The sequence below is a fragment of the Streptomyces sp. NPDC059456 genome, assembly GCF_042750055.1.
GTDB lineage: Bacteria > Actinomycetota > Actinomycetes > Streptomycetales > Streptomycetaceae > Streptomyces.
On the sequence record NZ_JBHYVA010001089.1, the window covers coordinates 1 to 1,518 of the forward strand.

Genomic DNA, 1,518 nt, shown 5'->3' on the forward strand with positions numbered 1-1,518 from the left:
GGCGGGGCGGGGGGGGGCCGGGGGCGGGGGCGGGCCGGCGGGGGCCCGCGCCCCCCCCCGCCCCACCCCCCCCCGGCCTCAGCGGTCGAGGAGCCGGTCCCGCAGCCGGCCGAGGGTCACGGGCGCGAGCCCGAGGCCCTCGGAGAGGTACCGGTCGACCCCGCCCCAGTGTCCGTCGATCGTCTCGAAGGCCGCCGTGAGGTAGGCGGCGCGGGCATCGAAGAGCGGCGCGAGCAGCTCCATCACCTCGGGGGAGCGGGCTTCGGGCGCCTCGCTGCCGCGGCGCACCCGGTAGCGGCGGTGCGGGGCGTTGGACTCCAGGTAGTCCGCCACGATCGCCTCGCGCTCGACGCCCAGCGCGAGGAGCGTGACGGCGATCGACAGGCCGGCCCGGTCCTTTCCGGCGGCGCAGTGCATGAGCGCCGGAAGGCTGTCCTGCGCGAGGGCGTGGACGACGCGGCTGTGCTCGGCCGTGCGGTGCTCGACCATCGAGCGGTACGAGGCGGTCATCCGGGCGGCGGCCTTCCCGTCGCCGAGGAGCCCGCGCAGCTGTTCCACCCCGCCCTCGCGGACCACCTTCCAGAATTCCCTGCCGTCGGCCGGGTCGGAGAGCGGGATGTTGACGTTCCGTACGCCGGGGAGCTCGACGTCGAACCCCTCCAGGGCGTGGTCGGCGCCGTTGCGGAAGTCGAAGATGGTGTGCAGGCCGAGCGATGCGAGGAACTCTGCATCGGTTTCGGTGGCATGCGCCAGATGTCCGCTACGGAATAGTTTTCCCGGCTTGACCCTCCGCCCGTCGGTGGTCGGCAGGCCGCCCACGTCACGGAAGTTGCGCACTCCTGCCAGCTCCGGCTCCGGTACGGGCTCCGTCCGCGGGGGCTGGGGTATCTGCTGGGTCACGGGAACTCCTCCGCGTCGTCGTGGGTGTCCGAATTGAACTGGTTGCAGCCAACTTGCCATCAGTGGAGGCGAGATCGGGCACAGCCCCGTGAGCCAGATCATACGGTGACCGTGCGTGCCTGATCGTCAATACCGAATGGCCCGGCCGGAACGGTCGTTGGCGGTGGGGAATGGACGGAGGGTGACCGGAATTCCTCCGAACTCCCGCTCGTGTGAATGTGTCAGGAAATTCGTGGCTTGTTCCGTGCGGCCGAACTCGATTACCTTCGCGATCGATCCGGATGGACCGCCGAATCCTGCCGCCGTCCGGATACCGCACCCGACTATTCACGCACGCGGCAGGAGCGGGGGAACCAGGTAGGCCGCTGTTTCCGATCTCCGTATCGGCGCAGCTCGGGGTGAAATCGCACGTGTTCCGAACGCGCGCGGCCGGACATCTCCAGTCCGAACCCGACAGCTCACCTCGCAGGCGACGGAGAGGAATGCGCCATGCCTGCACAGGGTAAGCACCGACGTCCCAAGTCCCGTTCCGTGGCGCGCGGTTTCGCCGTCGCGGGCACCGGCGGTGCGGCCCTCGCGCTGCCGCTGCTGGGGGGCCCCGGCGCGGCTGTCGCGTAT

Annotated in this window: 1 protein-coding gene, 1 pseudogene and 1 riboswitch; of the genes and pseudogenes, one reads left to right on the top strand and one right to left on the bottom strand. The window is 70.9% G+C overall.

Features of this window, described 5'->3' with window-relative positions; translation table 11 throughout:
* Positions 1-78: 78 nt before the first annotated feature.
* Positions 79-900 carry a tyrosine-protein phosphatase gene (locus ACFXA3_RS42385; protein ID WP_385196848.1) on the bottom strand — a complete coding sequence of 274 codons (822 nt, stop codon included), beginning with the start codon at positions 898-900 and terminating at the stop codon, positions 79-81.
* A 277-nt stretch (positions 901-1,177) separates the two neighbouring features.
* Positions 1,178-1,385, top strand: a riboswitch (cyclic di-AMP (ydaO/yuaA leader).
* Between the two features lie 4 nt (positions 1,386-1,389).
* On the opposite strand from ACFXA3_RS42385, the pseudogene ACFXA3_RS42390 reads away from it, so the two are divergent.
* Positions 1,390-1,518: pseudogene (locus ACFXA3_RS42390) on the top strand (peptidase); the annotation flags it as partial.